The organism is Roseivivax sp. THAF30 (assembly GCF_009363575.1).
Classification (GTDB): Bacteria; Pseudomonadota; Alphaproteobacteria; order Rhodobacterales; family Rhodobacteraceae; genus Roseivivax; species Roseivivax halotolerans.
On record NZ_CP045389.1, the window covers coordinates 3,034,148 to 3,053,933 of the forward strand.

The 19,786-nt window shown below is 65.1% G+C and carries 17 protein-coding genes; 6 read left to right on the plus strand and 11 right to left on the minus strand.

Translation table 11 applies throughout. From position 1 onward, the window contains the following. Positions 1-24: 24 nt before the first annotated feature. Positions 25-1,005, plus strand: a complete 981-nt coding sequence (locus FIU91_RS14740; protein ID WP_152463043.1) for a hypothetical protein — start codon at positions 25-27, stop codon at positions 1,003-1,005. Positions 1,006-1,018: 13 nt separating this feature from the next. Here the strand turns inward: FIU91_RS14740 and FIU91_RS14745 are convergent, their stop codons facing one another. Both FIU91_RS14745 and FIU91_RS14750 read right to left on the minus strand, forming a co-directional pair. After that, positions 1,019-2,047 carry a hypothetical protein gene (locus tag FIU91_RS14745; RefSeq protein WP_152463044.1) on the minus strand — a complete coding sequence of 343 codons (1,029 nt, stop codon included), beginning with the start codon at positions 2,045-2,047 and terminating at the stop codon, positions 1,019-1,021. An 85-nt stretch (positions 2,048-2,132) separates the two neighbouring features. Continuing rightward, positions 2,133-3,758, minus strand: a complete 1,626-nt coding sequence (locus FIU91_RS14750) for an AMP-binding protein (protein WP_152463045.1) — start codon at positions 3,756-3,758, stop codon at positions 2,133-2,135. Between the two features lie 285 nt (positions 3,759-4,043). Here FIU91_RS14750 and FIU91_RS14755 point away from each other — a divergent pair, with 285 nt between their 5' ends. After that, positions 4,044-4,700 (plus strand): sulfotransferase family 2 domain-containing protein, encoded by a 657-nt coding sequence (locus FIU91_RS14755; protein WP_152463046.1) that lies wholly within the window; start codon positions 4,044-4,046, stop codon positions 4,698-4,700. A gap of 216 nt (positions 4,701-4,916) precedes the next feature. After that, on the plus strand, positions 4,917-6,809 hold the full coding sequence (locus FIU91_RS14760; protein WP_152463047.1) for a propionyl-CoA synthetase: 1,893 nt from the start codon (positions 4,917-4,919) through the stop codon (positions 6,807-6,809). 21 nt (positions 6,810-6,830) lie between these two features. Here FIU91_RS14760 and FIU91_RS14765 read toward each other — a convergent pair whose 3' ends face one another. Together FIU91_RS14765 and FIU91_RS14770 are read right to left on the minus strand one after the other, a co-directional pair. Beyond that, complete coding sequence (locus FIU91_RS14765) at positions 6,831-7,358, minus strand: DUF421 domain-containing protein (RefSeq protein ID WP_152463048.1); 528 nt, start codon at positions 7,356-7,358, stop codon at positions 6,831-6,833. A 78-nt stretch (positions 7,359-7,436) separates the two neighbouring features. Continuing rightward, complete coding sequence (locus tag FIU91_RS14770; RefSeq protein WP_152463049.1) at positions 7,437-8,093, minus strand: DUF4396 domain-containing protein; 657 nt, start codon at positions 8,091-8,093, stop codon at positions 7,437-7,439. 472 nt (positions 8,094-8,565) lie between these two features. Between FIU91_RS14770 and FIU91_RS14775 the strand changes: the two genes are divergently transcribed. Next, positions 8,566-9,069 (plus strand): serine O-acetyltransferase, encoded by a 504-nt coding sequence (locus FIU91_RS14775; RefSeq protein WP_152463050.1) that lies wholly within the window; start codon positions 8,566-8,568, stop codon positions 9,067-9,069. Positions 9,070-9,158: 89 nt separating this feature from the next. Here FIU91_RS14775 and FIU91_RS14780 read toward each other — a convergent pair whose 3' ends face one another. Continuing rightward, a complete protein-coding gene (locus FIU91_RS14780) occupies positions 9,159-9,659 on the minus strand; it encodes a hypothetical protein (protein WP_254701972.1) in 501 nt (166 codons plus the stop codon). A 77-nt stretch (positions 9,660-9,736) separates the two neighbouring features. Here FIU91_RS14780 and moaA point away from each other — a divergent pair, with 77 nt between their 5' ends. Beyond that, complete coding sequence (gene moaA, locus FIU91_RS14785; protein ID WP_152463051.1) at positions 9,737-10,744, plus strand: GTP 3',8-cyclase MoaA; 1,008 nt, start codon at positions 9,737-9,739, stop codon at positions 10,742-10,744. Positions 10,745-10,859: 115 nt separating this feature from the next. Here moaA and FIU91_RS14790 read toward each other — a convergent pair whose 3' ends face one another. The 6 genes from FIU91_RS14790 to FIU91_RS14815 all read right to left on the minus strand — a co-directional run bounded on the left by FIU91_RS14790 (position 10,860) and on the right by FIU91_RS14815 (position 18,380). Next, on the minus strand, positions 10,860-12,107 hold the full coding sequence (locus tag FIU91_RS14790) for a saccharopine dehydrogenase family protein (protein WP_152463052.1): 1,248 nt from the start codon (positions 12,105-12,107) through the stop codon (positions 10,860-10,862). A 38-nt stretch (positions 12,108-12,145) separates the two neighbouring features. Further along, positions 12,146-13,240: a carboxynorspermidine decarboxylase gene (locus FIU91_RS14795; RefSeq protein ID WP_152463053.1), complete on the minus strand. Its 1,095-nt coding sequence runs from the start codon at positions 13,238-13,240 to the stop codon at positions 12,146-12,148. Positions 13,241-13,478: 238 nt separating this feature from the next. Next, entirely contained in the window at positions 13,479-14,642 is a 1,164-nt protein-coding gene (locus FIU91_RS14800; protein WP_152463054.1) for a M20 aminoacylase family protein, read from the minus strand. An 84-nt stretch (positions 14,643-14,726) separates the two neighbouring features. Further along, positions 14,727-16,070 carry an FAD-binding oxidoreductase gene (locus tag FIU91_RS14805; RefSeq protein WP_152463055.1) on the minus strand — a complete coding sequence of 448 codons (1,344 nt, stop codon included), beginning with the start codon at positions 16,068-16,070 and terminating at the stop codon, positions 14,727-14,729. Then, positions 16,067-17,230 (minus strand): acetylornithine deacetylase, encoded by a 1,164-nt coding sequence (gene argE, locus FIU91_RS14810; protein WP_152463056.1) that lies wholly within the window; start codon positions 17,228-17,230, stop codon positions 16,067-16,069. The genes FIU91_RS14805 and argE overlap by 4 nt, the downstream gene beginning before the upstream one ends. An 85-nt stretch (positions 17,231-17,315) precedes the next feature. Continuing rightward, on the minus strand, positions 17,316-18,380 hold the full coding sequence (locus tag FIU91_RS14815) for an anhydro-N-acetylmuramic acid kinase (RefSeq protein ID WP_152463746.1): 1,065 nt from the start codon (positions 18,378-18,380) through the stop codon (positions 17,316-17,318). 118 nt (positions 18,381-18,498) lie between these two features. Between FIU91_RS14815 and tyrS the strand changes: the two genes are divergently transcribed. Beyond that, positions 18,499-19,752 carry a tyrosine--tRNA ligase gene (tyrS, locus tag FIU91_RS14820; RefSeq protein ID WP_093009610.1) on the plus strand — a complete coding sequence of 418 codons (1,254 nt, stop codon included), beginning with the start codon at positions 18,499-18,501 and terminating at the stop codon, positions 19,750-19,752. The last annotated feature ends 34 nt before the right edge of the window (positions 19,753-19,786 follow it).

Consider the following 19,786-nt stretch of genomic DNA (forward strand, 5'->3'; position numbering starts at 1 on the left):
AATACGCCTGTGGGGGGCTTTGAGATGAAGAAACTGACTTTCACCGCGATGGCCGCGATGGCCGCGTCCGTCGTCTTCGGAGATGCCGCTATCGCGCAGCAGCGCTCGACCGATGTGCCGCAGGAATTTCCGCCGGCCTCCTACCAGGGCCGTCAATACGTCGACAGCCGCGGATGCGTCTATATCCGGGCCGGTGTCGACGGCGCCGTGAGCTGGGTGCCGCGCGTGAATCGCGCGCGTCAGACGCTCTGCGGTCAGACGCCGACCTTAGGGGCGCAAGCGACGCGGACCGCCGCACCCGAGGCGCGCGGTGCCGAACAGATCACCATCGACAACGCGCCCACCCCCGCCCCGCAGCCCGCGCGCACCGCAGCGCCAGCCCCGCAGCCACAGCAACAACCAAAGCGCGTGGTCCGGCAAGCGCCGCCGCCAGAGCCACAGGCGACCAAGCCCGCGCCCAGGATCGTGCGGACCGCACCGGCCCCCGCCCCGACGCCTGCTCCGCAGCGCGTCGTCCGTCAGGCCGCGCCCGCGACGACCGCCGCAGCACCGACAACGGACGGATCACGCTGCCAGGGCGCATCGGCCATCTCGCAGCAATATATCGGCAACAACCGGGGCCTTGCGGTTCGATGCGGCCCGCAAGCGGCAAGCCCGGTGACGGTGATCCGCCGCGGCGAGGCTCCGACCGGCAAGAACGTCTACATTCGTGAGGGCTACGACGAAGGGAACCTTCGCATGGCCCCGGAGACGCCGCGCGGCCCGGGCCCGACGATCGTGCCCGACCAGGTCTTCGCGACGCTCTCGGCCGAGCAGGAGACCATCGTGCCCGCCGGCTACGAACGCGCCTGGGACGACGACCGCCTGAACCCGCGCCGCGCCTTCCAGACGCCCGACGGCTATTACGCCACCCAGCAGGTCTGGACCAACACGGTCCCGCGCCGGCTTGTCGCGACGGCGGACCGGCACCGGGTCAAAGACCCGATCATCGTCATCCCGCAATGATACAGCGGCAGCTCTAGCTGCCGCAAATCCCCTGAAGGCGGACCCATTCGGCATCCGTCAGCACCGGCGTGCTGCCTTCGTCGCGGCGTGGATCGGCCTCGATCAGGGGCAGAGTCGTCTCGCCCGTCATGTCGAGCGCATAGGCATAGGGGCTCGATCGCAGTTCCGCCGCCGCGAAGGCCGCGAGCAGCGCATCATTCGCAACAGGCGGCGGCGGCATGCTCATCAACGCCTCGGCATGATCGTCGAGCGCCCCCTCGGGAAGCTCCCCCGTGGTCAGCAGCTTCATCGTCGCGAAAAGCCCCGCCCGTTCGAGAAGATCGACCAGCGGATCACTGGCGCGGGCCCGGAGCGCCTCGGCCAGCACGTAGCCTGCGGTCACGTCCGGATCTTCCGGATCTTCGACGATCTGCGAGTTGATGAGAATGAGCCCGCCCGGCAAGTGGGCGGTGTCGGGCACGCCCCCGCGCAGAACGGTCAGGTCACCGCCGCGGCCCTCGCCCAGAACCCGGCGGCCAAGCGCGCGCAGCGGCTCTTCGGCCTCGGCGGAGCGGCAGGGCTGACCCGCGACCCGCTCGATCCGTTCGAGAAGGGCCGCACCGATCTCGTCGCGCTTCACATCGGGAACGACCTCGACCGAATAGGCCAGCAGCGCGCCCGGAAGCCAGAGCGCGCCCGCGAGGACCGCCGTCGCGGCGATACCGCCGCCGATCCAGAAGCGCAGCTTGCCGGGATGCGGCCGCCCGCGCTCGATCGCGCGCAACACGCGGTCGATGGCCTCGGCCATGTCGCGCGCATCCTCACCCAACTCGAGCGTCTCGCGCGGATCGCCGTCGGGATGATAGATCGCTGGGATCTCGCCGCGGGGCGTCGCGCGTTCGATGGCGGCAAGCGACCAATGCGCCAAGGCGCGCTCGGTGAAATCGGAGATCGTAACGCTCGCCTCGCCCATGGAGACCACGACCTCGCGCCGCTGCGCCTCATCGCTCTCGCGCCAGAGGCCCGTCGCCTCGAGACGCTGGTATTGGGTTAGGGCTGTCATGCGCTCCGGTGCTGCTCTGCCTGCTTGGCGCGACGCTACACTCAGGCAACGGGATCGGCAATCGACTGCGTGTCGCGGCGTCCGGCTACAGCTCTTTCGCCTGCGCCCGCAGCTGGAACTTCTGGATCTTGCCGGTCGAGGTCTTGGGCAGTTCCTCGAACACCACCTTCTTCGGTGTCTTGAAGCCCGCAAGCCGCTCGCGCGCGAAGGCGATCAGCGTGGCCTCGTCCACATCGGCCCCGGCTTTCAGTTCCACGAAGGCGCAGGGCACCTCGCCCCATTTCTCATCCGGCTTGGCGACTACCGCGCAAAGCGAGACCGCCTCGTGCTCCATCAGCACGCCCTCCACCTCCACCGAGGAGATGTTCTCGCCGCCCGAGATGATGATGTCCTTGGCGCGGTCCGCGATGCGGATATAGCCGTCCTCCTCGAGGATCGCGATGTCGCCGGAATGGAAATAGCCGCCCGCGAAACTCTCGCGCGTCGCTTCGGAGTTCTTGTAATACCCCTTCATGACGCCGTTGCCCCGGAACATGATCTCACCCTTGGTCTCGCCGTCGCGCGGCACCTCGGCCATCGCCTCGTCGGTCACGGTGACATGGTCGAGGAACGGCATCGCCACACCCTGCCGGGCCTTGAGATCGGCCCGCGCCGCGCCTTCGGTGCCATCCCATTTCCGCTGCCAGGTGCATTCGGTGCCGGGACCGTAGGTTTCCGTCAGCCCGTAGACATGGGTGACGTTGAAGCCCATCGGCTCGATCTTGGCGAGCGTCGAGGGCGCGGGCGGCGCACCGGCCGTGAAGACCTCCACAATCTGCGGGAAGTCGCGCCGCTCGTCCTCAGGCGCGTTGATGAGCGTGTTGAGCACGATGGGCGCGCCGCCGAAATGGGTGACGCCCTCCTCGGCGATGGCCTCGAAGATCGGCTTCGCGGCGATCTCGCGGCAACAGGCGAGCGTGCCGCCCACGGCGGGCATCATCCAGGTGTGACACCAGCCGTTGCAATGAAAGAGCGGCACGATCGTGAGGTAAACGGGGTGCAGCACCATCCGCCAGGAGAGAACCTGCCCCATCGCGTTCAGATACGCGCCGCGATGATGATAGACGACGCCTTTCGGCCGGCCGGTCGTGCCGGAAGTGTAATTGAGCGCAAGGCTCTCCCACTCATCGTCCGGCATGATCCAGCGTGCCTGCGGGTCGCCCGTCTCGAGCAGATCCTCGTAGGTCATGTGCCTGCCCGTGGCGCTGCGGCCCGCGACCTCGTCGACGATCTCGACGATCTCGGGCCCCTCGCCCTCCATCTCCTCCCGCGCGGCCTCGGCCAGCGGAACGAGGTCGCTGTCGACGAGCGCGATCTTCGCGCCGCCATGCTCGAAGATATAGGCGACCGTGCCGGTATCGAGCCGCGTGTTGATCGCGTTCAAAACCGCACCCGCCGCGGGCACGCCGAAATGCGCCTCCGCATGCTGTGGGATGTTCGGCAGAAGCGTAGCCACCACGTCGCCGGAACCGATCCCCTTGCCGGCGAGCGCCGAGGACAGCCGGGAGACGCGCGCGTGATACTCGGTGTAGCTCTTGCGCCAGGATTTGTAGACCACCGCCAGATGATCGGGGAAGACATCCGCCGCGCGCCTCAGGAAAGACAACGGCGTCAGTGGCGTGTAATTCGCCTCGCAGCGTTCAAGCCCCGTCTCGTCCGGCAACCAGCCCATATCTCTCTCCTCCCCTATCCAGTGCCGTGCAAGGTGACCAATCCCCGCGCGGCTGGCAAGGTCGCACAGACAGGGGCGCTGCCCCTCTTCGGGCCCTTGGCCCGAATTCACCCCGCGGTATTTGCGCCAACCCAAAGACCAAAGGCGCGCGTCCCTTCTTTGGATTGGTAAAAATACCGCGGGGAGCGCGAGGGGCTGGCCCCTCGCCGGCGCAACCTCGCCCAAAGGCGTCGGCCCCGGATCAGCGTCGTTGCGCGGCACCAAGCTTTGGCTATCAATGGTTCCATGATCATTTCGCCCGGGCGCGGCTACATCTTCGTGCATATCCCAAAGACCGGCGGCACGTCGTTGGCGCTGGCGCTCGAAGCGCGCGCCCATCGCGACGATATCCTGATCGGCGACACGCCAAAGGCGCAGGCCCGGCGCAACCGGGTCAAGACATTGGATGGCGCGCAGGGACGCATCTGGAAGCACAGCCGCCTTGCCGATATCGAAGGCGGGGTGCCGCAGGACACGCTCTCGCGGCTTCATGTGGTCACGCTCGTGCGCAACCCCTGGGACCGGATGGTGAGCTATTATCACTGGCTGCGGGCGCAGGATTTCGATCATCCGGCCGTCCATCTGGCCAAACGAACCGATTTCGAGGGGTTTCTCTCAGATGAGGCGAACGCGGCGGCGATCGCGGCGCAGCCCTATCCGTCCTATGTCACCTGGTCGAACGGCGCGGTCGCACCGGCGCTCTATCTGCGCCTCGAAGCCCTGGAGGAGGATCTGCCCGCCTTCGAAAAGGTGCTCGGCTTCAAGCTCGACATGCCGCATGTGAACCGCTCGACGCGAGAGGCGGAATGGCAAGGGTATTACACGCCGGAGCTGCGCGACCGGGTTGCAGAGCTCTGCGCGCCCGACATCACCCGATTTGGCTATAGCTTCGAGTCGACCTGACCGAGACGTTGCAAAGCGCGAATTTGCAAACTTCTCTGGATCAAGCACAAAACTTCGCAATCCGAGCGGCTTTGCAAAAATTTGCAAGCGCTAACAGGCGATTTCTGCAAACTTTTTGTCGCAGAGCGCCGCGAATGTTGCCGCGACGCTTGCCAGACCCTCCTGACGCTCCGTAACACGTGACCGCAGGGACCAAGGAGCGAGGGAGGCCATCACATGAGCTACGCCGAGGTATATGAAAGCTGGAAGCGTGATCCGGAGGCCTTCTGGCTCGAACAGGCCGGCGCCATCGACTGGGACGAAGCGCCGACCCGCGCGCTCTATGACCGGGGCGATCATCTCTACGAATGGTTCGCCGAGGCGAAGGTGAACACCTGCTACAACGCGGTCGACCGTCACGTGGAAAACGGACGCGGCGACCAGGCGGCGATCATCTATGACAGCCCGGTCACCGATACCAAATACGCAATCACCTTCGCCGAATTGCAGGAGCAGGTCGCGCGGCTTGCGGGCGCGCTTCGCGCCAAGGGCATCGAGAAGGGTGACCGCGTCATCATCTACATGCCGATGATTCCCGAGACCGCCGTTGCGATGCTGGCCTGCGCGCGGCTCGGCGCGATCCATTCGGTGGTCTTCGGCGGCTTTGCCAGCCATGAGCTGGCCGTGAGGATCGACGATGCCGAGCCGAAGGCGATCATCGCGGCCTCCTGCGGGATCGAGCCGGGGCGGACCGTCTCCTACAAGCCGCTGCTCGACGGGGCCATCGAGGAGGCAAAGCACAAACCCGACTTCACCGTGATCTTCCAGCGCGAGCGCGAGGAGGCCGCATTGATCGACGGCCGCGATCACGACTGGCACGCTTTCCAGGACGGGGTCGAGCCTGCGCCCTGCGTGCCCGTCGAGGGCAATCATCCCGCATACGTTCTCTACACCTCGGGCACGACCGGCGCGCCCAAAGGGGTCGTTCGTCCGACCGCAGGCCATCTCGTGGCGCTGCACTGGTCGATGAAGAACATCTACAACGTCGATCCGGGCGAGGTATTCTGGGCGGCGTCCGATGTCGGCTGGGTCGTCGGACACAGCTATATCGTTTACGCGCCGCTCATCGCCGGGAACACCACCGTCCTTTTCGAGGGCAAGCCGGTTGGTACGCCCGACGCCTCGACCTTCTGGCGCGTGATCTCGGAGCACAAGGTGCGCTCTTTCTTCACCGCGCCGACGGCGTTCCGGGCAGTGAAACGCGAGGATCCAGAGGCCAAGATGCTGGCCGATTGGGAAATCGGCCATCTCCGTGCGATCTACCTCGCGGGCGAGCGCGCCGATCCCGACACCATCGAGTGGGCGCAGCGCGTCACCGGAAAACCGATCTATGACCATTGGTGGCAGACCGAGACCGGCTGGACCATCGCGGGCATGCCCGCGGGCATCGAGACGATGCCGGTCAAGATCGGCTCGCCCTCGGTCGCGATGCCAGGCTACGATGTGCAGATCCTCGACGAGGGCGGCACCCCGGTCGCGCCCGGCAATCTCGGCGCGATCGCGATCAAGCTACCGCTGCCGCCGGGCACTCTGCCGACCCTCTGGAACGCGCCCGAGCGGTTCCGCAAGAGCTACCTCGCGCATTTCCCCGGCTATTACGAGACGGGCGACGCGGGCATGATCGACGAGGACGGGTATCTCTACATCATGGCGCGCACCGACGACGTCATCAACGTCGCGGGGCACCGCCTCTCGACCGGCGCGATGGAAGAGGTTCTGGCCGGCCACCCGGACGTTGCCGAATGCGCGGTGATCGGGGTCGCGGACGACTTCAAAGGGCAACTTCCCATGGGCTTCGTCTGCCTTACGAAGGGCGTGAACCGCCCGCATGACGAGATCGAGAAGGAATGCGTCAAACGCGTGCGGGACCAGATCGGTCCCGTCGCGGCCTTCAAGCTCTGCAAGGTGGTGGACCGCCTGCCGAAGACGCGATCCGGCAAGATCCTGCGGCGCACGATGGCGTCCATCGCCGATGGCGAGGACTTCAAGATGCCTGCCACCATAGACGATCCGGCCATCGTCGACGAGATCCGCGAGGCCGTCGGCACGATGGGCTATCCCAAGGGCTGAACGCGCACGAGATGCCGGGGCTCAATGCGCCCCGGCCAGGCGGCCGCGTTTCCCCTCTGTGCGGATATCCTGAAGGAGATAGTCGTCGATCTCAGCGTGGTCCGGGCCGGACATGACGCTGACGACACCCGTGCTTTCCATGATCACGGCGCGCACCTCCGCCATGTGATGCACGTTCGCCTGGCGCAGCTTTGCGAGCAAATCGTCATGGGTCATGTGCGCGGCTTTCATGTTGTCCCACAGCACCTCGCCGTCGCGCATCACGAGAAGCGGTGTCGTATCGACGAGACGACGCACCCAGTCGAAGCGCGTTCGCAGGGGCGCCATCGCCATCTTCCAAGCATAAAGTGCCGCAATGGCTCCGATCCCGATCCAGAAATTCTGATCGGGTGTGGTCAGCACGCTCGCCAGCACCGAGCCGATGGCAACCGTGACGGCGAAGTCGAAGGCCGACATCTTCGAAAATGAGCGCAGACCCAGAATGCGCGTGAGAAGGATGATCGTCGCCATGATCGCGACGACCTTGATCAGCATGTCCAGAAATTCCATGACCGCACACCTTTCGCCAATACGGTACAACGACGCTCGGACGCAGGTGTTCCTGCGGGCTTTGACCTCCGTCTCCGCTTAACCGTGATCGTGGCCGGTATTGCGCGGATCCATCATGCCTTCCTTCACGCCGAAACGGATGAGCGCCACATTCACGGGGTAGGCCGCCAAAAGACCGCAGGACAGGGACAGGATCAGGGCGGTCCAGAAGCGCACATCGCCCAGGCCCGCATCGCCACCGGCCCAGATGCTGACGCCGATGGCAGTGATCTCCATCACGGTGATCGAAGGCGTCTCGGCCAGCGCGGCATCCTTGAACGCCTGGCTCGCGGGCATACCGCCCTGCATCAAGGGGCCGACGGTCAGCGCAAACCCCGCCACGTAGGCGAGGCAGAAGGTGGTGACAGCCACCCAATGCGTCGCCAGAGACAACACGCCGGCGGCGAGGACGACGCCCGCGATCTCGCCCATCCCGCAGCCCGAATAACAATGCGCCACCGAGCGCGCCGCGCGGCGCCAGAGACCGTCGGAGGCGATCTCCTTCCTGCCCGACCAGCGATAGATCATCAGGCCGAACGGCCCCGAATAGAGGACGGTCAGTGCCCAGACCACCTTCATCAGCGGCATCAGATGCGCGTTTCGAACGCGCAGATCCCATACCGTCCATGCGAGGCAAGGCACCATCACGAGCAGCCAAAGGGTCAGAAGCAGTTGGGACTCAAGAAGCTCGGTCATGAACGCGAAACGAACGCCGCCTTTGCGTGTTCCTCATCGCTTGATGCGGTGACCTCTTCCAACGGACAGCGTTCTGGCCGGACCCGCGCCCGGCCAGCGCAATACCCACAGCTCGTCACCCTACAGCTCGCTCAAAAATGCCTGCATTGTCATCGCAGCCATTCAATGACAGCGTTGTCTTTTCGAGGACTGACTCCAAATACCGGAAATCCGGCGAGCCCTTTGCTTAAATTGTTCACTGAACGGATGCAGCGGCTCAGACTTATAACGAGTGTGACATGTATTCAGATTGGTCAGCCTGGCGCGATCTATATCCGGGTTTCTCCGGACCCGATCCCCGTCTTTAAATGCAAAGCGTGATATTAGTTCCTACGACCTCCGCTGCTATCATCGCAGTTGACATCGCGAGAGAACGGCCATCTTTTGGACGCCGGTGCAGCGGAAACCTGCGCGCCTCAGGGGGCAGGATATCGTGAAGAAAGAAGACTTTACTGGCGCCGTATCAGCGACAGAACCCGACTGGAGCCGAGAGCGCGCCGAAAGGCTCTGGTCACCGTCGCACCGTCTCTTGAAGTCCATCCGCCGTTACCAGGCAGCATCCGGCCCGTTCAAAAAGATCATTCAAGCCTATTGGGTGTTTCAGCATCGTTTCTGGTCCATCGTCACTGCAGCGGATATCCCGATCAACTCGCGCATTGGCGGAGGTCTTTTGCTGCCGCACCCTACAGGGGTCGTCGTGCATCCCGAGTCGATCATTGGGCCGAATTGCCTGCTGTTTCAGCAAGTCACCGTTTCAGGCGGGGTCGAAATTGGCGGTCATGTCGATATCGGGGCTGGCGCCAAGCTGATTGGGCCTCTCAAGATCGGGGACCATGTTCGGATAGGAGCCAACGCGGTCGTCACCTCTGACGTGGCATCCGGCACCACCGTCGCTGGCGTTCCTGCACGCGTTCTCAACACAGGCGCAATCGACTGACGATCGCGGCCGATTGGGCAATCATTCTCCGATCCGCACGAAGCACAGACGCAATTCACCCGCGCGCATCGCCCGTCCCTGGCCCCGCCTCAGGCGCTGCCTTCTGAGCGATAAACCGTCACCTCTGGCAGGTCAGTGAGCGGGATGTTCAGAAGCCGCATCGCCGGCAAGGATAGCCGGCTGCCGCTGCCTTCGGGCGCGGGGCGCAGCTCGACCTGCGCCGATTCGCCGTTTGCCAGTTCAACCCGCCCCGGCGTCACCGCATCGACGAGCGGCGTCTCGAGCCAGAAACCGGGCTCTGCCGCCGCGCCCAATGACACGACCACTCGCCCGAGTTCGGCATCACCGCCCTGCGCAGGCGCTGCCGCGGCCTGCCGCTCGGCATCCGTGGACGTATCGAAATCGTCCGCCGTCACCGCGTTTGCCGGAGGCCGCACCGGCGCGTTCGTCGCCGCCGGTGCGGCGCTCTCGGCAGGTGCAGCGGCGCTTGGCCCCGGATCCGACTGTCCGGCCCCGAAAAACCCTTCGACCTGGCTGCATCCGGCCATCAGGGCCGGAACGGCGAGGAGTGCGATGCGCGATAGCTGCATGTGTCGAGACCTTTGTCCTGTCTGTCTTTCGGCGCCGATACTTGCTGGCGACGCCGCGAATTACTAGACTCTGACACATGAATATGCCGCTTATCGACCCGTTCCAGCGCCCGATCTCGTATTTGCGCGTCTCCGTGACCGACCGATGCGATTTCCGCTGCGTTTATTGCATGTCCGAGAACATGCAGTTCCTTCCCAAGAAGGAGCTGCTGACGCTCGAAGAGCTTGACCGCATGTGCTCCACCTTCGTGCGACTCGGTGTCGAGAAGCTCCGCATCACCGGTGGGGAACCGCTGGTCCGGCGGGACATCATGACCTTTTTCCGGTCCATGACGCGCCATCTCGAGGCGGGCGATCTGAAAGAGCTCACGCTGACGACCAATGGCTCGCAGTTGGAGCGCTTCGCGGACGATCTCTACGCTGCGGGTGTGCGCCGCGTGAACATCTCGATGGACACGCTCGACGAGCAGAAATTCGCGGATGTCACCCGCTGGGGCCGCCTGCCCCAAGTCATCCGCGGCATCGATGCGGCCCAGCGAGCGGGCTTGCGGGTGAAGATCAACGCGGTCGCGCTCAAGGGCTTCAACGAGGACGAGCTCTTCACCATGACCGAATGGTGTGCGGCACGCGACATGGATCTGACCTGGATCGAGGTCATGCCGATGGGCGATATCGGCAACGAGGACCGGATCGGCCAGTACTGGAAGCTCACCGATCTGCGCGCGCGTCTCGCCGAGGAATACACGCTGACCGACTTGCCCGACCGCACGGGCGGCCCGGCCCGCTACGTGCGGATCGAGGAAACCGGGCAGAAGATCGGCTTCATCACGCCGCTCACTCATAATTTCTGCGAGAGCTGCAACCGCGTTCGCCTGACCTGCACCGGCGAGCTGTTCATGTGCCTCGGACAAGAGGACAACGCGGACCTGCGCTCGGCCCTCCGCAACCATCCCTCTACAGACGCGCCGCTCGAAGAGGCCATCCGCGCGGCCATCGCGCTCAAGCCCAAGGGCCACGATTTCGACTATTCCCGTCAAAGCGTGGATGGTCGGGTCTCGCGCCACATGAGCCATACCGGCGGGTAGAGCACGATCTAGGCATTGGTCCAAAGTCATCCTCGGGCATGTCCCGAGGGTCAACCACTCCACGCAAAAGGCCGGCCCCTCGGGACCGGCCATTTCACGTCGCGCGCCGAAAAGCTCAGCCGTTCCAGGCCTTGTCGGTTCCTCCAAGCCCACCTTCCAGAACCCGCGTCGGCAGTCCGATACGGTCGAGCACGGTAAAGAAGGGTTTGGGGTCCATCTCCTCGACGTTCTTCATCGTCTTGGCATCCCAATCGCCTTGCGAGATCAGGATCGCCGCGGCGACCGGCGGCACGCCCGCGGTATAAGAGATCCCCTGGCTGCCGACCTCCTCATAGGCCTCCTTGTGATCGGCCACGTTGTAGACGAAGACCTCGGCGGGCTTGCCGTCCTTGGTCCCCTTCACCAGATCGCCAATGCAGGTCTTGCCGGTATAGTTCGGCGCAAGGCTCGACGGGTCCGGGAGGCAGGCCTTCACGACCTTGAGCGGAACGACCTCCTGCCCTTCGGCCGTGGTGACCGGATGCTCCGACAAGAGCCCGAGGTTCTTCAGGACCGTGAAGACCGTGATGTAGCGCTCGCCGAAGCCCATCCAGAAGCGCACATCGGCCTCGGGGTAGTTCACCGCCAGCGAATGCACCTCGTCATGGCCCGACTGGTAGGCGCGCTGCGTGCCCACGACCGGAAGATCCCAGTCATGGCCCGAGGCGAACATCTCGGTCTCCTTCCACTGGCCGTCTTCCCAGTAATAGACCACCCCGGTGAATTCCCGGAAGTTGATCTCGGGGTCGAAATTCGTGGCGAAATATTTGCCGTGCGAGCCTGCGTTGATGTCCACGATGTCGATGGATGCGACCTCATCCATGTATTCGTCGATCGCGTAGCGCGCGAAGGCGTTCACCACGCCCGGATCGAAGCCCGCGCCAAGGATCGCGGTCACGCCTTTTTCGGCGCAGAGATCGCGCTTCTTCCACTCGTAATTGGCGTACCAGGGAGGCGTTTCGCAGATCTTGTCCGGCTCTTCGTGGATCGCCGTGTCGATATAGGCGGCACCCGTCTCGATGCAGGCGTCAAGCACGTACATGTTGACGAAGGCGGAGCCCACGTTGATGACGATGTCCGCCTTGGTCGCGCGGATGAGGTCCGCGACCGCCGCGCTGTCGCGCGCATCGACCTGGTGCGGCTGGATCCGGCGATCCTCTTTCATCGCGCCCTTCTCGCGGACGTGTTCGATGATCGCCTCGCATTTGGAGATCGTCCGCGAGGCGATATGAATATCGCCCAGGATATCGTTGTTCTGCGCGCATTTATGCGCCACGACCTGCGCGACACCGCCTGCGCCGATAATCAATGTGGATTGGGTCATCTCGAAACCCCCTTGGTCTTCCGGGTGGGTTTGGCCGCTCAGGAGAGCGCGGCGCGAAAATCGTCGTAGGTGAAATCACGGACCAGCCGCTCCGTGCCGTCCAGCTCACGGATCGCGATGGCGGGCATCTTCACCCCGTTGAACCAGTTCTTCTTGACCATCGTGTAACCGGCCGCGTCCTCCACGGACAGCCGGTCCCCCGCCTTCAGCGGTTTCGGAAACCGGAATTCGCCGAAGATATCGCCCGCAAGGCAGGACTTGCCGCAAATCATCCATTCCTCGGGGCCCTCGTCGGGGCTCATCTTCGCGCTCTCGCGATAGATCAGCAGATCGAGCATGTGCGCCTCGATGGAGCTGTCGACGATGGCGAGGTTCTTGCCGTTATGGAGGGTGTCGAGCACCGTCACCTCGAGCGTCGTCGATTCGGTGATCGCCGCCTCTCCCGGCTCGAGATAGACCTGCACCTCGTTTTGCCCGGCGAAGCGCTTCAGCCGCTCTGCGAACTTCTCGAGAGGGTAACCCTCTCCGGTAAAGTGGATGCCGCCGCCGAGGCTGATCCAGTCCATCCGGCGAATGAGATGGCCGAAGCGTTGCTCGATCATGCCGAGCATGGCGTCGAAGCGCTCGAAATTGGCATTCTCGCAATTGTTGTGGAACATGAAGCCCGAGACCATGTCCGCCACGGGCTCGATATCCTCGGGCGCGTGTTCTCCGAGCCGCGAGAAAGGCCGCGCGGGATCGGCGAGATCGAAATCGGAGGTAGACACGCCTGGATTGACGCGAAGGCCCCGCACATGGCCCGCGCTCTGGCTCTCGAAGCGCTTCAGCTGCGCGGCGGTGTTGAAGATCACCTTGTCGGAGACCTGCATCACCTCGTCGATCTCGTGATCGGCCCAGGCCACGGAATAGGCATGCGTTTCCTTGCCGAAGGTCTCGGCACCGAGCTTGACCTCGAAAAGCGATGACGAGGTCGTTCCGTCCATGTACTCGCGCATGAAGTCGAAGACGCCCCAACTTGCGAAACATTTCAGGGCCAGAAGCGATTTCGCGCCCGAAGTCTCGCGCAGCCAGGCGATTTTCGCCATGTTCGGCAAAAGCCGGGACTTGTCGATCAGATAATAGGGCGTCTGCATGGCGGGCGCTCCTCGAGGCCGGTCGGTCGCGTTCGGGGGCGATATAAAACCGCGACCCCCCCGGGGCAAGCCGACGGACCAAGGCCCGCCCCATCTCCTTGGGTTGGCGAAAATCCCGCGAGGGGTGAATTCGCGCCTCCCCGAGGCGCGAAGAGGGGGCTCGCAGCCCCCTCACCGCCCGATGATCGGCACGATCAGCGGGCCAGAGACGCGCGCGGCCCCGCCGCGCACCGAGGGGTCACGCGGCCGGCAAACGCCGCTCCACGATCTCGGCCCAGAACGAACAGCCCGCCGGGATCGCATCATCGTTGAAATTGTATTCGGGGTGATGCACCGCCGCGCTGTCGCCGTTGCCCACAAGGATATAGGCGCCCGGCCGCTCCTCCAGCATGAAGGCGAAATCCTCGCCGCCCATGACCAGCTCCGCATCCGCGCACTCGCCGGACACGGCCCGGCCCGCCTCGGCGGCATACCCCGTCTCACGCTCGGAATTGACCATCACGGGGTAATTGCGGTGATACTCCATCGCCGCCGTCGCGCCGAATGCCCGCGCGGTATGTTCAGCGATCTCCGTCAGGCGCGTCTCGGCCAGATCGCGCATCTCGGGGGCGAGCGTGCGAACGGTGCCTTTCATCGTCACCCGCTGCGGGATCACGTTGAACGCTTTCGACGAGGTCTCGAAGGAGGTGATGGATACGACGATCTGGCCCACCGGATCGGCGTTCCGCGCGGCGATGCTTTGCGTTGCCGTCACGATCTGCGCCGCCGTCACCGTGGGATCGATCGTCTCGTGCGGTTTGGCGGCATGACCGCCCCGCCCTTCGACAACGATCTCGAACACATCCGTTGCCGCGAAGAAGGCCCCGGGCCGGATCGCGAAGCTACCGACGGGCATCCCCGGCCAATTGTGCATGCCGTAGACCTCCTCGATCCCCCAGCGCGCCATCAGCCCGTCCTCGCACATCTCCCGGCCGCCGCCGCCACCTTCTTCGGCCGGCTGGAAGATCACCACGCAGGTGCCGTCGAAATTCCGCGTCTCTGCCAGATACCGTGCGGCCCCGAGCAGCATCGCCGTATGTCCGTCATGCCCGCAGGCATGCATCGCGCCATCGGTTTTCGAGGCATAATCGAGCCCCGTCGCCTCGTGGATGGGCAGGGCGTCCATGTCCGCGCGCAAGCCCACCGTGCGGCCCGACGCGGTGCTCCGGCCCCGGATCACGCCGACGACGCCGGTGCGCCCGATACCTTCGACCACCTCGTCGCAGCCGAGCTCGCGCAGCTTTTCGGCGACGAAGGCCGAGGTGCGATGCGTGTCGAACAGGATCTCTGGATGCTGATGCAGATCGCGCCGCCAGGCGGTGATCTCGTCATGCATCTCGGCAAAGCGGTTCTTGACCGGCATGGGGGCTCTCCTTGGGGTGAGGAAGTCGCCCGGAGAGTGCCGCAGCCTCACGGAAGCTGCAAGCACCTGCCACGTCGCACCCGGTCAGAGGTTCGGGCCAGGCACCATCTTCGATCCGTCCGAGAAACGCGCGAGCCGGAAGCGGGACATCTCGTGTCCGGTCTCCCCCCCCGTCGCCAAAGCGCCGGCGATGCGCCCGAAGGCAGGGCCGATGCCGAATCCGTGCCCGCACATGCCCGTGGCGACCGTGAGACCCGGCAGAGCGGCGACATTGTCCACTACCGGAACGACATCCGGCAGAACGTCGATCATGCCCGCCCAGGCGGTGCGAACGGTGACCTCGCCCGCCTCCGGAAAGGTCTTGGCAAAGGCGCGGGCGGCGTCTTCGGCCTTGGCGCGGTTCGGCTCGGGATTGAGGATCCGCATCGCCTCGAAAGGCGAGGCCGAATCTTCCGCCCAGTTTCGTGGCGTGAACCAGGCGTCGGGGAAGCCTTCGGGCGCGCGGACGCGCAGCTTCACCTCGAACCCGCCCTGGCGCAGCACGGGAATATATTTCAGCGCTGCGCGGATCGCGTCCGGCCCGACATGAAGCTCCGACAGGGTGGAGGGCGCGAGCGTGTAGCCACCATCCTCCCGCGGGCGAAAGGCAAGCCGGTCGTCGACCCCCGCGGTGCCCGTAACCTGAGGCAGCGGCCCGGTCTCGAGCGCGGTGGAACGCACGGAGAGTTGCGGAATCGAAATGCCGTGCCGCCGCAGCAAGAGCGAGGACCACGCACCTCCCGCGAGAATGACCGCATCCGCTTTCACGCGGCCACGTTCGGTCACGACGCCGGTGACGCGCCCGCCCTCGATCTCGAGCGCACGGGTCGCGCAACGCTCCACGATCCGTGCCCCGGCATCCCGCGCAAGCCGCGCCAATTCGGGCACGGCGACCCAAGGCTCGGCCTTCATGTCCGATGGCGTATAGAGCCCGCCGACCCAATCGCCTTGCGCGCCCGGCACCGTCTCGGAGATCTCCGCCCGGCTCAGCATCCGCGAGGAGACGCCATGCGCCTGCGCCTCGGCGAGCCAGCCTTCGTAATTCTTCAGGCTCTTCTCGCTGCGGGTGAGGTAATGCACCCCGATCTCCGCAAGGCCGAGCCGACCCTTGCAATCCTGGTCAAGCTCCTGCCAGATCCGCTGGGCTTCCTGCGCGATGGGGATCTCGGCCATGTCCCGGCCTTGCACGCGGATCCAGCCCCAATTGCGCGAGCTTTGCTCGGCCGCGATCCGCCCCTTTTCGAGAAGCGCCACGTCGTGACCCGCACGCGCCAGCGACAGCGCCGCCGAGACGCCGATCACGCCGCCGCCGATCACCACGATCCCGACGCGGCCCGGCGGCACGCCGCCATGTTCGGCAGGGGTCTGAAGCGTGAAAGGAAAGCTCATGCCGACAAGTTCTCCACGAGGCGGCGCATGAAGTGCCGCCCCTTCTCGAATTCCGCAACGGTGATGTATTCGTCGGGCTGGTGCGCCACGGCGATGTCGCCCGGGCCGCAGACAACCGCCTTGTAGCCGGTCGCCTGGAAATGGCTCGCCTCGGTGCCGTAGCTGACATGGTGCGATGCGTTGTCGCCGGTCAACTGGCGGACCAGGGCCTCGGCACTGTTGTCCTCTTCGGGCACGAAGGTCGGCAGCGAGAACGTATCGACCACTTCGATCGAGGCTTCGGGCCGTATGGCTTTCATCCCCGCCTCGATCTCGGCGACCTTGTCGAGCAGCCGCTCCCGCCAGGACAGCGGATCCTCCCCCGGAACCACGCGGAAGCCGAGGCCGAACTCGCAGTCCTTCGCTGTGATGTTATGCGCCGTTCCGCCGGAGATCTGACCGATATGCACGTTCGTGTAGGGCGGATCGAAGAGCGCGGCCAAATCGGACGGCTTCGCCGCCGCCTGTTCGGCGTTGACCTCGTTCGCCCAGGTGATGAGCTTGGCGCCCTCCATGATGGCCGAAACGCCTTTATAGAGGATCGAGGAATGCACTTCGAATCCGTGGACATGCACCCAGAAGCTGATCCCGCCTTTATGGCCGGTCACCGCCTGCATCGTCGTCGGCTCACCGACGATGACATCTCGCGCGCGCGGAACCACGCCCTGCATCGCCGCAATCAGCGGCGGCGCGCCGGTGCAGCCGACCTCCTCGTCATAGCTGAGCGCGATCTGCATCGGCCGGCGCACACCGGCATGATGCGCCTCCACGAGGGCCCAGATCGCCAGCGCGTCGAACCCTTTCATATCGGTCGTCCCGCGCCCGAAAAGCTTGCCGTCCGCTTCTGTGAGTTCGAAAGCGGGCCGCGTCCAGTCCTGCCCGTCCGTCGGCACGACGTCGGTGTGGCCCGAGAGAATGACGCCGCCCTCCTCGTCCGGCCCCACATGTGCGAAGAGCGCGGCCTTGCTGCGGTCCTCGTTCCAGTGTCGATGCGCCGCGATGCCGTGCGTGCCCAGATACTCCTCCACCCAGTCGATCAGCGGCAGGTTGCTGTCGCGCGAGACGGTCGGAAACTGGATAAGCGCCGCGAGGATCTCGCGGGCCGAAAGGCGGTCGGTCATGGGAGGGCAGCTCCTTTGCAGGCGAGCCTAGCGCAGGTCAGGGCTCCGGGCGAGCCCCGGACGCGGGGTCACGGCGCAGACAAGCTCAGCCCTGTGGCCGCGACACCTCACCACCGCCGACCGCCGCGCGCACGCCCGTCGTCGACGGCCCGCTCGTCGGCAAACCGCGCATGACGCGCACGGCGAGATAGGCGAAGGCTTGCGCCTCGAGCATGTCGCCATCGAGCCCGACGGCCTCTACGGGTTCCACCGGGCAATCGAGGCCGGCCCGCAGCATGCCCATCATCACGGGGTTCTTGCGCCCGCCGCCGGTCACGAGCAGCCGCTCGGGCGAGGACGGACAATGCTCCATCCCCTGCATGACCGCGGCAGCCGCCATCGCGGTCATCGTCGCGGCGGCATCCGCGTCATCGAGCTCGCGCACGAGATCCAGCATCAGCGAGAAATCGTCCCTGTCGAGCGATTTGGGCGGCATCTTGAGGAAATAGCCCTCTTCGAGAAAGAGCTCGAGCGCGCCATCGACGACCCGCCCGCCCGACGCAAGTGTGCCGTCCTCGTCGAAGGGCAGCCCGCGCCGCTCCATCATCAGATCGTTGAGCGGCGCATTCGCCGGCCCGGTGTCGAAGGCGAGACAGGCGCCGGGATCCTCGGGCGCGGCGCAGCGCGGATCGAGCCAGGTCAGGTTTCCGACACCACCAAGATTGAGGAAGGCCATCGGTCGCTCCGCCCCGATCCACTTGGCGCAGGCGAAATGGAAGAACGGCGCCAGTGGCGCGCCCTCCCCGCCGAGCCGCACATCGGCGGAGCGAAAATCCCAGACCACGGGCAAGCCCAGCGCCTCGGCGAGCGCCGCTCCGTCACCGACCTGGTGCGTTCCGCGTCCGCGCGGCTCATGGGCGAGCGTCTGACCGTGAAAGCCGACGATCTCGGCCCCCTCGAACCGGGACAGGAGCGCCTCGTGCGCCGCCTCGATGACGGCTTGCGCTTCGGCGACGCCCGCCTCGCCCGGCCAGCGCCCCAGAGCCGCGCGCAAGACGCGCGCCTCCTCCGCCGAATACACGCGATAATCACTGTCTCCGAACGCTTCGATGCCGATCCCGTCGGTCAGCAGCATCGCCGCATCCACCCCGTCGAGCGAAGTGCCCGACATCGCGCCCAATGCCCAGATCGGCTTGCCTGTGCCCCGTCTCACGCCCACCTCGAAAACCGGTTTTCAAACCCTGGTTGCGAGCCTTATATCGCACCGTCCCGTGCGGAAAGGAAAGACCATGGCATACCACCCGAAATCGGACTTCATGCGCGTCATGATGGAGCGAGGCTTTCTCGCCGATTGCACCGATTACCAGGGCCTCGACGAGGCGTTCATCGCAGGCGTGGTGCCAACCTATATCGGCTACGACGCCACGGCCAAGTCGCTGCATGTGGGGCATCTTCTGAACATCATGATGCTGCGCTGGCTGCAGCAGACCGGTCACAAGCCGATCACGCTGATGGGCGGCGGCACGACGAAAGTGGGCGATCCCAGTTTCCGCGCCGATGAGCGCCCCCTGCTCACACCCGAAGCGATCGACGCGAATATCGATGGCATGAAGCAGGTCTTCGCCAAGTACCTCACCTATGGCGACGGGCCGACCGATGCCTTGATGCTCAACAATGCCGAATGGCTCGACGGGCTCAATTACCTCGAGTTCCTGCGCGATATCGGCCGGCATTTCTCGGTAAACCGCATGCTGAGCTTCGAGAGCGTGAAGTCGCGCCTCGACCGCGAGCAATCGCTGTCCTTCCTCGAGTTCAACTACATGATCCTCCAGGCCTATGACTTCCTGGAGCTCAACCGTCGCTACGGCTGTCTTCTGCAAATGGGCGGCTCCGATCAATGGGGCAACATCGTCAACGGTATTGATCTGACGCGCCGCGTTCTCGACCATGAGATCTTCGGCCTGACCTCGCCGCTCCTGACCACCTCGGACGGGCGCAAGATGGGCAAGAGCCAGGGCGGCGCGATCTGGCTCAACTCGGATATGCTCAGCCCCTACGAATTCTGGCAATTCTGGCGCAACACCACCGATGCCGATGTCGGCCGGTTCCTCAAGCTTTACACCGAGATCCCCGTCGAGGAATGCGAACGCCTCGGCGCGCTCGGCGGGGCCGAGGTCAACGAGGCCAAGATCGTGCTGGCCGACGCGGTCACGACGCTCTGTCACGGGGCGGAGGCTGCCGAGACCGCAAAGGCGACCGCGCGCGAGGTTTTCGAGAAGGGCGGCGCGGGAGACGATCTACCGACGCTCGAACTCAGCCGCGCCGAGATGGCGGAGGGTATTTCCGTCGTGCAGCTCATCGTGCGCGCGGGCCTTGCCAAGTCGGGCAAGGACGCCAAGCGGCTGATTTCCGACAATGGCGCGCGGCTCGACGATGCGCCGCTGACCGATCCCGGCCTCGTCCTCGACGCGGGCGCGCTGGCATCGCCGGTCAAGCTGTCGGCGGGCAAAAAGCGGCATGCGCTGGTGAAACTCGGGGATTAACCGGCTCTTCATGGGCCGCGCTCAAGATGCGGCC

Coding starts and splice junctions, on each gene's coding strand:
- FIU91_RS14740 (WP_152463043.1), top strand. CDS start 25: ATGAAGAAACTGACTTTCACCGCGATGGCCGCGATGGCCGCGTCCGTC.
- FIU91_RS14745 (WP_152463044.1), bottom strand. CDS start 2,047: ATGACAGCCCTAACCCAATACCAGCGTCTCGAGGCGACGGGCCTCTGG.
- FIU91_RS14750 (WP_152463045.1), bottom strand. CDS start 3,758: ATGGGCTGGTTGCCGGACGAGACGGGGCTTGAACGCTGCGAGGCGAAT.
- FIU91_RS14755 (WP_152463046.1), top strand. CDS start 4,044: ATGATCATTTCGCCCGGGCGCGGCTACATCTTCGTGCATATCCCAAAG.
- FIU91_RS14760 (WP_152463047.1), top strand. CDS start 4,917: ATGAGCTACGCCGAGGTATATGAAAGCTGGAAGCGTGATCCGGAGGCC.
- FIU91_RS14765 (WP_152463048.1), bottom strand. CDS start 7,358: ATGGAATTTCTGGACATGCTGATCAAGGTCGTCGCGATCATGGCGACG.
- FIU91_RS14770 (WP_152463049.1), bottom strand. CDS start 8,093: ATGACCGAGCTTCTTGAGTCCCAACTGCTTCTGACCCTTTGGCTGCTC.
- FIU91_RS14780 (WP_254701972.1), bottom strand. CDS start 9,659: ATGCAGCTATCGCGCATCGCACTCCTCGCCGTTCCGGCCCTGATGGCC.
- moaA (WP_152463051.1), top strand. CDS start 9,737: ATGAATATGCCGCTTATCGACCCGTTCCAGCGCCCGATCTCGTATTTG.
- FIU91_RS14790 (WP_152463052.1), bottom strand. CDS start 12,107: ATGACCCAATCCACATTGATTATCGGCGCAGGCGGTGTCGCGCAGGTC.
- FIU91_RS14795 (WP_152463053.1), bottom strand. CDS start 13,240: ATGCAGACGCCCTATTATCTGATCGACAAGTCCCGGCTTTTGCCGAAC.
- FIU91_RS14800 (WP_152463054.1), bottom strand. CDS start 14,642: ATGCCGGTCAAGAACCGCTTTGCCGAGATGCATGACGAGATCACCGCC.
- FIU91_RS14805 (WP_152463055.1), bottom strand. CDS start 16,070: ATGAGCTTTCCTTTCACGCTTCAGACCCCTGCCGAACATGGCGGCGTG.
- argE (WP_152463056.1), bottom strand. CDS start 17,230: ATGACCGACCGCCTTTCGGCCCGCGAGATCCTCGCGGCGCTTATCCAG.
- FIU91_RS14815 (WP_152463746.1), bottom strand. CDS start 18,380: ATGTCGGGCACTTCGCTCGACGGGGTGGATGCGGCGATGCTGCTGACC.
- tyrS (WP_093009610.1), top strand. CDS start 18,499: ATGGCATACCACCCGAAATCGGACTTCATGCGCGTCATGATGGAGCGA.